The sequence below is a fragment of the Carboxylicivirga sp. genome (assembly GCF_982718395.1).
On record NZ_CEXQWX010000194.1, the window covers coordinates 1 to 10,556 of the forward strand.

The following is a 10,556-nucleotide window of genomic DNA, read 5'->3' on the forward strand; positions in this document are numbered from 1 at the left end:
CCCCATTAATATTAAGTAAGCATAATCCAACAACTATCTACATGGCAGCTAATAAGGTATTTAAAAGTATCGACCGTGGAAATACATGGGAAGTTATCTCTGATGATTTAACTGCTCAAATTGACCGTAACACCTGGCCTGTAATGGGTAAATACTGGAGTGCTGATGCGGTATCCAAAGATGTTTCTACCTCACAATACAACACAATTGTGTCATTGGATGAATCGCCGGTAAAAGCCGGATTGATCTATGCCGGATCAGATGATGGTCTCATCCAGATAACAGAAGATGATGGTCAAACATGGCGCAAGGCAGGTGCTTTTCCAGGAGTCCCTGCTCATACCTACGTAAGTGATATTTATGCTTCCCGCTTCGATGAAAATGTGGTATATGCCACTTTTGACGGCATGAAGAGCGACGACTTTAAACCATATATATTAAAAAGCTCTGACAAAGGACAGAGTTGGAAAGCAATCATAAATGGACTTCCTGAAAATGGAACTGTTCACACGCTTGAACAAGACACTGAACGTGCTGAGCTATTATTTGCCGGAACGGAGTTTGGAATTTTCTTCAGTATTGACGAAGGTACTAACTGGACGCAATTGAAAGCCGGTATTCCGACAATTGCTGTTCGTGATCTTGCGATTCAAGAGCGTGAAAACGACTTAGTAATGGCTACTTTCGGACGTGGTTTCTACGTATTGGATAATTACACACCGCTTCGTGAATTAACTGAACAACTTCCAGAAAAAGATGCACATTTGTTTGAAATAAAGGACGCACTTTTATTTATGCAGGTTGACAAGATTTATGGTCAGGGAGCAACTTATTATGGTGCACCTAATCCTGAGTATGGCGCAACTTTTACATTCTTCCAGAAAGAAACACCGAAAACCGAGCGACAGATTCGACGAGAAAAGGAAAAAGAGCTATTCAAAAATGGTGAACGCATTCCTCAACCATCATGGGCAGAACTTGAAGCAGAAGAGAAGGAACTGCCAGCTTATTTGTTAGTTAGCATTAAGGATGAATCAGGAAGTGTGATTCGAACCTTTACAAAAAAGCCTTCTAAAGGTATCACACGTTTTAACTGGGATTTACAATACAATAGCTCAGAAATTGTTAAAACAAAAAAGTTTGATCCTTTCAAAAAATCTGAAGGCGGCATTTTTGTCCTTCCGGGCAAATACACCGTTGAAATTGATCAGGTTCAAAATGGTAAAGCAACTAAACTTGCAGGTCCGAAAGAATTTGAAGTTGTTGCATTAAATAACACCACTCTGCCTGCCAAAGACAGGCCGGCAATGGTAGCCTTCCAAAAAGAAGTCAGCAAACTTTCAAAAGTAATGAATGGTACTTTGGCTTTATTGAACGAAATGAAAGAAGAGGTAGCCGCTATGAAACAAACAGCGCTTGTATTGCCTGGTACGCACACAGAAGTATTGCCATCTCTAAATGCAATTCAAAAAGAATTAGACGAGATATATTTTGCATTTAAAGGATTAAAAGCTAAAGCAAGTTGGGAAGAAATTCCACCTGCCGAAATGCCATTAATGAATCGACTTAACAGTATTATCTGGGCGCAAATAAACAGCACTTCTAATATAACAAGTACATCAAAGAACAGCTATGAAATTTTGAAAGAGAAATTTCCTCCTGTTCTGGAACAAGTAAAAGCTGTTGCAGAAACAAAACTACCTGAGGTCAGAAAACAATTGGATAAGTTAAATGCGCCCTACACTAAAGGACGCATCCCACAATGGAAATAAATAAAGACTAAAGATCGAAGACCGAAGTTTAATAAATTGAGTATACTTCGGTCTTCTGACATCTTTTAAAGTTCTCTTAACAAAAACTGTAGCTTATCTGAAATGGGTTTTTTATATTTACCCCATTAACTTTAATATTTTAAAAATAAAATGACACCAAAAGCCATTATGCCGCACATCGGATTCGGCAGCATCAAATTCGGGATGGAAGAACATGAAGTATCTAATTACTTAGGCGATCCTGATGAAACAGAAGTACAAGACTATGGCAACGGCGCCGAAGCTAACGTACTTTATTTCGATGAAATGGGTATTTCCATGTCGTTTGACAAGGAAGAAGACTACAAATTGGTTGAAATCTCCTTTGAGACTGAAAACTTCATTCTACATGACGCCATTAAAGTAGGTATGTCAAAAGATGATTTTCTGGCCAGGCTTAATAGTTTGGACATGGGAGAATATGATCTTGAAGACATGCATGAAGATAGGTTTGACGACAAAGAACTATATGTCTTCGAGAAAGAAAATATTAATATCTGGTTAGATGAAGACGCTATTACATCTATCCAGATAGGTCCGGAATGGGTGGATGACGAAACCATCAGATGGCCAGAATAAAACACCTTAATATCTTTTATACCCTGCGGATTCGCAGGGTTTCTTTTTTATTTTGTATTCGTGTAAAAAAACGGAACATTCACAAAGGAAAATAACCCATTGCCCAAGTTAGCTATATAAAATGAAACCCAAACTTACTTTTCTCGTTTACTGCCTTGTAAACTAAAACATTTTGGAGATTTAGAATTATCTCCTATTTTTACAGACTAAGTAAAGGAAAAAAAAATGAAAAAGATTTCGTTGATTGCTGCTGTTTTATTTTTGATGGTGTTGGGAATGAGTTCATGCAAAAGTACAGAAGACTGTCCTGCCTACGGACAAGCTGAAGTTGTAGTTGACAATAACACTGTAAGAGCGTAAATAATACAGTCTGAAAAAAATTACAAGTAACATAGAAGAAGGTTAGTCCTTACTTTTATGTTACTTTTTTTGTTTTATGTACCCAACGTTATCCCCTTACTTCCACCAGCAAATTAATCTTCACAATTTAAAGTTTATTAAGAAAATCATTTTCGTATTTCTTGATGATTTAATTATGAATTGCTACTTTTGTGTCGCATTTTTGAAGACCTTATTAAAACAATTCTTAAAAAAGCAATAAAATGTCAAAAATCAAGATTGGGATTAACGGGTTTGGCCGTATCGGACGTTTCGTTTTCCGTCAGGCTGTAGCTAAAGGAACTGTTCAAGTTGTTGCTATCAACGATTTGATCGATGTAGATTACATGGCTTACATGTTGAAGTATGATTCAACTCACGGTCGTTTTGACGGTACTGTTGAAGTTAAAGACGGTAAATTATTTGTTAACGGTGACGAAATCCGTGTTACTGCTGAAAGAAACCCTGCTGACATTAACTGGGGTGCTGTAGGCGCTGACTACGTAGTTGAGTCTACTGGTCTTTTCCTAACAAAAGAAACTGCACAAGGTCACATCGACGCTGGTGCTAAAAAAGTTGTGATGTCTGCTCCTTCTAAGGACGACACTCCAATGTTTGTAATGGGTGTTAACAACACTAAGTACACTAACGACATGACTTTCGTGTCAAACGCTTCTTGTACTACTAACTGTTTAGCTCCTGTTGCTAAGGTATTGAATGACAAATTCGGTATTGTTGACGGTTTGATGACTACTGTTCACGCTTCTACTGCAACTCAAAAAACTGTAGATGGTCCTTCTATGAAAGACTGGAGAGGTGGACGTGGTGCTGGTCAAAATATCATCCCTTCATCAACTGGTGCTGCTAAAGCTGTAGGTAAAGTAATTCCTGAGTTGAATGGTAAGTTAACTGGTATGGCTTTCCGTGTACCAACTCCTGATGTTTCAGTTGTTGATTTAACTGTAAACTTAGCTAAAGGTGCTTCTTACGAAGAAGTATGTGCAGCTATGAAAGAAGCTTCTGAAGGCGAATTGAAAGGTATCTTAGGATACACTGAAGATGCTGTTGTTTCTAATGATTTCATTGGAGAAACTCAAACTTCAGTTTTCGATGCGAAAGCAGGTATCGCTTTAACTGACACTTTCGTAAAAGTTGTATCATGGTATGACAACGAAATGGGTTACTCAGCTAAAGTATGTGAATTGATCGAATACATGGAATCAGTAAAATAATTGATTCTTTCAATCATATTAAAAGAGGCTTCCGGATTGGAAGCCTTTTTTATTATCTATCACGAATAAAAATAAGGAACAGGCCCAATAGTTTCAGGTTCTGGGTTCCAACCTTTTAAGAACTCTAACCTATTTGTGATAATTTAAAAATTGTCCTACTTATTAATAAACCCTCACCAACTACCTACAGCCTGAACCTATCATTTTCCTGCTATTAGTGATTTCTACAGCATAATAAGACATTATAGCAGGTTTGTCAATACCAATTTTGTAGTAGGTATATAATCCATAATAACGGTTGGTGTATAAATGCAGTTTAAATTCTAGTTTGTTAATCATTATAAGGTGAAATATTCACTCTTAAACCTCTACTATCTTAGTTTGATGTAATCAATTTCAAGGCGAAATGATTCTGCTTTTTTATTCGCAATCAGAAATGCAATTTCATCCATTGATACTTTTGGATAATTTGGCATATTTAGTAGTTGTCCCCTAAATGTTGGATACATATCATTTAAACCTATTTCTATCTGTTGCCATTCGCCACTAGTCTGAAAATGTTGAACATAAGAATGTCTATCCCTTCTATTGGCCTTTATCCTGAACTGATACCGCTTTCCATCTCCTCTAAGCCGAATTACAACTTTGTTATATTCTTTGGTTTCTAACGATTGAAAACTATATCTCGCCATAGAGAACCCACCATTGTTTTCAAGGGAAATATTACCTGAAAATACTCCATGACCATCTTCATTCACGGAAACAGTTCCTTTGGATAAACCGCCCATAACACCATCGTTAATGATCTCCCAATTCAAAAGATCATCACTCTTCTTAAAATCGTATATCAAGAACTGCCCCACACCACTCATAAAACTTAGTATTAAAATTGCCAATCCAGTCATCATTTTGATCGTTATCTATTAGCCTTGTTTTCCTCTTCGAAATGATTTATAATTGCCTTTTGCCTGTAAGCGAATATTTCGGTTAATCGTTGTTTTATCAACCAAGTATTGGCTATTCTTCCAATTAAACCATATGGAGGCTGGTAGCTGACAATATCCAATACTTCCACTCCACCCTTAATCGGCTGCAACCAATGTTCATGATGCCACATTTTATAAGGTCCTATCCGTTGTTCATCGACAAAATATCTTCCTGTCTTAATATGTGTTATTTCACTAACCCAATTTGTTCTAATTCCAGCAAGAGGTTTTACATGATAGTGTATAATTAATCCCTCGTACATTTGTGATGGTAAATCAGGTGTCATTATTTCAAAACTCAATGAAGAAGGAGTAATCTTCATTAAGTTAGCAGGAGTAGCTATAAAACTCCAAACCTCTTCAAGCGATGCATTAAGAGTAAACTTACGTGAAAATTGATAGAACGCCATCTTTCCGGTTTTTATTTCTGATACTCAACCAAAGTACCTTCCATCTTTAGGAAGATCGAAAGTAATTGGTTATATCTTTTTTAAGATAACTTAGAAAGATGAATTTTGTTTAACTATTAGATAATTTAGATAGACAATTATTGACTCATTTTTACTCATATCGTAACGACTCTATCGGGTCGAGTTTTGATGCTTTTATGGCAGGCATTAAACCTGAGAGCACACCAACAATAAGGCAAACAATTACACCGAGAATAACCCAATTCCACGGTACTATAAAATCAGATTTCATAACCATTGACATTAAATTACCCACAAATACGCCTAATACAATTCCTACTATACCGCCTAACTGACCAATGATAATTGATTCAAACAAGAACTGATTTCTAATAGCCTTACTACTTGCTCCAATGGCCTTTCTTATACCAATTTCTCTTGTTCTTTCGGCAACAGCCACCAACATAATATTCATCAATCCGATAGCAGCACCCAACAATGTAATTAAACCAATTATTGAAGCAACCAATGTTACACTTCCTGTGCTTTCAATTAATAATCGTGAAAGGTTATCACTTTTATTGACGTTAAAGTTATTTTCATCATGAATTGTTAACCGGCGAATGACACGAAATAAGCCAGTTGCTTCAGATATTGCCACATCAACCTGACCACTATCATTGGCCTTAACCACAATCTTATATGACATACTTGGACGGCTAAAAACCTGACGAACATTGGTTACGGGTAATAACAGGATATTATCACTTTGCGATCCGAAACCAGCGCCTTTTTCCTCCAGCACACCGATAACCTTATATTTGGCTCCACCTGTAACAATTATTTTATCAATCGGATTCTGATCATTCGGAAAAACCTTCTTTGCCAAAGCACTTCCCAACACTGCAACATAGCGGTTATCTTTTATCTCCTGAGCAGAAAAATTACGCCCCTGCTCAATATTATGACCTTCCACATCCATAAAGTTCTCATCCACACCAATCACCATTACATTAGGATTCGACTTATCAGACTCATGTTTAACTGTTGCCGCCCCTGTTGCAGTATGCGAAACAGCCACAATAGCCGGAAAATCAAATTCATCTTTAAACTGCATGACCTCTTTAAAAGATATAAAACCATAGCGTTTATTTCTCAGTTTACGTTTACCAATCTGGACATTCATTCCTCGGTTTTCAATAGTAAATGAATTAGCACCCATACCAGTAAACTTATTACTTATCGTAGCTTCGATGGAAGATATTGCGGTCAGAATTCCAATCAATGCTGTTAAGCCAATACCTATAATTAAAATGGTCAATATGGTTCGTAAGAGATTTGTTCGGATCGATCCTAAAGCAATACGCAGGTTTTCGTAGATAAGCGTTATCTTCATATTGGGTAGATTGCAGTCGTAAATGAGGCATCAAGTTACTAAAAGAAATTCAATGCCTCACATTGCACAACCAAATTGTATTTGAACTGTTAAAAACATGATAATAAATTAGCAGTTTTTAGTAGCTTTGTTATCCTTTTAAATTGATAGAAATAAGACAATAATAATATTAAACCGATAGTGAAATGGCTTTTGATATTGAAATGATTAAAAAGGTGTATGCTGAGCTTCCCGGTAAAGTTGAAAAAACACGCCAGTTGCTCAACAAGCCTTTAACTTTAACCGAAAAGATTTTGTATGCACACTTGGCTGATGTGTTACCAAATAAGTCTTTTGAACGTGGCGCGTCGTATGTTAACTTCAATCCTGACAGGGTAGCGATGCAAGATGCAACTGCTCAAATGGCATTGTTGCAATTTATGCAGGCAGGAAAAGCCAAAGCTGCAGTGCCATCAACGGTACATGCCGATCACCTGATCCAGGCTAAAGTTGGGGCTGATAAAGATTTGGCTACAGCTGCGGTAACCAACAAAGAGGTGTACGACTTTTTAAGTTCAGTATCAAACAAATATGGAATTGGCTTCTGGAAACCAGGTGCAGGTATCATTCACCAGGTAGTACTTGAAAATTATGCTTTCCCCGGAGGTATGATGATTGGTACCGACTCACACACTGTAAATGCTGGTGGATTAGGTATGGTTGCAATTGGTGTTGGTGGTGCTGATGCGGTTGATGTAATGGCTGGTATGCCTTGGGAGTTAAAATTTCCAAAATTAATTGGTGTTAAGCTAACTGGTAAACTGAATGGCTGGACTGCACCAAAAGACATTATCTTAAAAGTAGCTGGTCTGTTAACTGTTAAAGGAGGAACTGGCTGCATCGTTGAATACTTTGGTGAAGGTGCTGAATCATTAAGTTGTACAGGTAAAGGTACCATTTGTAATATGGGAGCAGAGATTGGAGCTACAACTTCAACCTTTGGATATGATGCTTCTATGGCACGATACCTGGAAGCAACCGATCGTGCAGATGTTGCTGCAGCTGCCAATGGAGTAAAAGAACACCTGACTGCAGATGCTGAAGTATACGCTAACCCTGAAAAGTACTTCGATCAGCTTATTGAGATTGATTTAAATACCTTGGAACCACATTTGAACGGACCTTTTACGCCTGATAAAGCAACACCTATCTCTAAAATGCGTGAAGAAGCTGAGAAAAATGGCTGGCCTTTAAAAGTGGAAGTTGGTTTAATTGGTTCATGTACCAACTCATCGTATGAAGATATCTCTCGAGCGGCTTCTATTGCAAAGCAGGCAGCAGAGAAAAACCTAAAAGCAGCAGGTGAGTTTAAAATCACTCCTGGATCAGAACAGGTACGATACACCATTGAGCGCGATGGTTTAATTGACACCTTTAATCAAATGGGTGGCGAGGTATTTGCCAATGCCTGTGGCCCATGTATTGGAATGTGGGATCGCACCGGAGCTGAGAAACAGGAGAAAAACACAATCGTCCACTCGTTTAACCGCAACTTTGCCAAGCGTGCGGATGGTAACCCTAATACATATGCATTTGTTGGTTCACCTGAATTAGTAACTGCATTAGCCATTGCCGGTGATCTTGGTTTTAATCCAATTACTGATACTCTTAAAAACGAAAATGGCCAGGAAGTAAAACTGGAAGAACCAACCGGTTATGAATTACCTCCTAAAGGTTTTGATGTAGAGGATGCAGGTTACCAAGCTCCTGCAGAAGATGGCTCAGGTGTGGAAGTGGTGGTGAGCCCTGATAGTGAGCGTTTGCAATTGCTTTCACCATTTACGCCTTGGGACGGCCAAAACATAACCGGAGCCAAGCTTTTAATTAAAGCCAAAGGTAAATGTACAACAGATCATATCTCAATGGCAGGTCCATGGTTAAAGTTCAGAGGTCATCTGGATAATATTTCAAATAACATGTTGATTGGTGCCGTTAACTTCTTCAACGAAGAAACGAACAAAGTAAAAAGTCAATTGACAGGTGAATATGATGAAGTACCAGTAACGCAACGCGCATACAAAGCAGCTGGTATACCAACTATTGTTGTGGGCGACCATAACTATGGTGAAGGTTCATCACGGGAGCATGCTGCCATGGAGCCACGTCACCTGGGTGTTCGTGCTGTTTTGGTGAAGAGTTTCGCGCGAATCCACGAAACGAACCTTAAAAAACAAGGTATGCTTGGTTTAACATTTGCCAATGAAGCTGACTATGATAAGATTAAAGAAGATGATACATTCAACTTCCTTGACCTTGATGCTTTTGCTCCCGGTAAACCATTACAATTAGAAATCGCTCATGCTGACGGCTCTAAAGAAGTGATCGTTACTAACCACTCCTACAATGAGCAACAAATAGCATGGTTCAAAGCTGGTTCGGCACTGAACTTAATTAAGCAACAGAAATAATTCGATTATAGTTGAAATTATATGGGCTGTTCTGTTGGGCAGCCCTTATTTTTTTCTGCTAATTAAGTAAACACCTACCAGCACTACTCCCATAAACAACAAATGATAAAGTGTAATTAATTCACCATCAATCATCCCCCACATAATTGCAAATATAGGGATAACATAGGTTACCGATGATGCAAAAACAGCCGAAGCATAGCGAATAAGCGTATTCATAAGTAACATGGCCAGCGCCGTTCCAATAATACCCAGCAGTGCCAGCGCTCCTAAATGAATTAACCAATCCTCATTTTGTGTGGCCATTTGAATATCTGAGGTCAGAAAGTAAATGGCTGCAACCGGTCCTATGAAGAAAAAAGATAGTGAAGTAATCTGACTACCATTCAAATGTGTAAGGTATGTTTTTACCACATTGATATTGATAGCATAACAAACAGTAGCCAATACAATAAAAAAAGCATAACTGTTTATATTCGACAGAGCAATTTCATTACCTGATGCGATTAATCCCAAAGCGCCCAAGAGCCCCAATGAAATCCCAACTATCTGTGTTGATCGTTTTTTAATCTTAAAAAACAAGATGCCAATGATAAGGGTAAAAACCGGGGTTAAAGAGTTAAGCATCCCGGCCAAAGCACTATCAATACGTGTTTGCGCTTTTGTAAATAAAAAGGCTGGTATGAGGCTCCCAATAAAACCTGCAATTAAAACAGGAGGTAGATCTTTTAGTTTAAGGCTTTTTAAATGCTTTATGGAAAGCGGCAAAAGAAACAAAGAAGCAAATCCGATACGTAAAGCTGCCGTTTGCACACTACTAAAACTTTTCAAGCCAATCTTCATTAAGATAAATGAACTTCCCCAAACAAAGGCAAGCAAAAACAAAATAGCAAACTGAAACCATTTTTTTCTCCAGGGCATAAGTCAATTTTTCTGCAAAACTAGTGTTTTTTTCTATTTGACTAATTGAAACTAATATCCATCATACCGTTTCAGGTTCAATCTTTCTATCTTTATTCAAATTTCAATTTCAACAACTATGCGTTTACAATTTAATGTCGGAATATTACTGGCCCTACTAATTATTATTGGAGGCCATTCCACAAAAGCACAAAATGTTTTAACTCCTAAAGAACTGTTACAACTCAAGTCCACCCGCATGGTTCAAATGCATCCTGATGGTTCAAAATTGATCTATGCAGTTTACACACCGCGTACACCTAATGAAATGCCCGGTGGTTCGCATATAACCTATATGTTGGCAGATTTAGAGACCAATCAGAGTAGGCCACTTTTCGATGACAACATAAAAGGCAG

Annotated in this window: 10 protein-coding genes; 6 read left to right on the forward strand and 4 right to left on the reverse strand. The window is 37.9% G+C overall.

What is annotated here, in order from left to right; genetic code table 11:
• The 4 genes from AC4MRQ_RS22580 to gap form a co-directional block, all read left to right on the forward strand.
• Positions 1-1,772 (forward strand): WD40/YVTN/BNR-like repeat-containing protein (locus AC4MRQ_RS22580; protein WP_491199993.1); only part of this gene is annotated, 1,772 nt, incomplete at its 5' end.
• Positions 1,773-1,922: 150 nt separating this feature from the next.
• Positions 1,923-2,390 carry a hypothetical protein gene (locus tag AC4MRQ_RS22585; protein WP_491199994.1) on the forward strand — a complete coding sequence of 156 codons (468 nt, stop codon included), beginning with the start codon at positions 1,923-1,925 and terminating at the stop codon, positions 2,388-2,390.
• 225 nt (positions 2,391-2,615) lie between these two features.
• Positions 2,616-2,750 (forward strand): hypothetical protein, encoded by a 135-nt coding sequence (locus tag AC4MRQ_RS22590; RefSeq protein ID WP_491199995.1) that lies wholly within the window; start codon positions 2,616-2,618, stop codon positions 2,748-2,750.
• A 242-nt stretch (positions 2,751-2,992) separates the two neighbouring features.
• Positions 2,993-4,000: a type I glyceraldehyde-3-phosphate dehydrogenase gene (gene gap / locus AC4MRQ_RS22595; RefSeq protein WP_491199996.1), complete on the forward strand. Its 1,008-nt coding sequence runs from the start codon at positions 2,993-2,995 to the stop codon at positions 3,998-4,000.
• A gap of 371 nt (positions 4,001-4,371) precedes the next feature.
• Here the strand turns inward: gap and AC4MRQ_RS22600 are convergent, their stop codons facing one another.
• From AC4MRQ_RS22600 to AC4MRQ_RS22610, 3 genes are all read right to left on the reverse strand, one after another.
• Positions 4,372-4,908: a CIA30 family protein gene (locus AC4MRQ_RS22600; RefSeq protein WP_491199997.1), complete on the reverse strand. Its 537-nt coding sequence runs from the start codon at positions 4,906-4,908 to the stop codon at positions 4,372-4,374.
• A gap of 8 nt (positions 4,909-4,916) precedes the next feature.
• Positions 4,917-5,396: an SRPBCC family protein gene (locus AC4MRQ_RS22605; RefSeq protein WP_491199998.1), complete on the reverse strand. Its 480-nt coding sequence runs from the start codon at positions 5,394-5,396 to the stop codon at positions 4,917-4,919.
• A gap of 151 nt (positions 5,397-5,547) precedes the next feature.
• Entirely contained in the window at positions 5,548-6,792 is a 1,245-nt protein-coding gene (locus AC4MRQ_RS22610) for an ABC transporter permease (RefSeq protein WP_491199999.1), read from the reverse strand.
• A 185-nt stretch (positions 6,793-6,977) separates the two neighbouring features.
• Here AC4MRQ_RS22610 and AC4MRQ_RS22615 point away from each other — a divergent pair, with 185 nt between their 5' ends.
• Positions 6,978-9,239, forward strand: coding sequence for an aconitate hydratase (locus AC4MRQ_RS22615; RefSeq protein WP_491200000.1), 2,262 nt, complete (start codon positions 6,978-6,980; stop codon positions 9,237-9,239).
• A 45-nt stretch (positions 9,240-9,284) separates the two neighbouring features.
• Here AC4MRQ_RS22615 and AC4MRQ_RS22620 read toward each other — a convergent pair whose 3' ends face one another.
• Entirely contained in the window at positions 9,285-10,160 is an 876-nt protein-coding gene (locus AC4MRQ_RS22620; RefSeq protein WP_491200001.1) for a DMT family transporter, read from the reverse strand.
• 118 nt (positions 10,161-10,278) lie between these two features.
• Here AC4MRQ_RS22620 and AC4MRQ_RS22625 point away from each other — a divergent pair.
• On the forward strand, positions 10,279-10,556 hold a 278-nt coding region (locus AC4MRQ_RS22625; RefSeq protein ID WP_491200002.1), incomplete at its 3' end, for a hypothetical protein.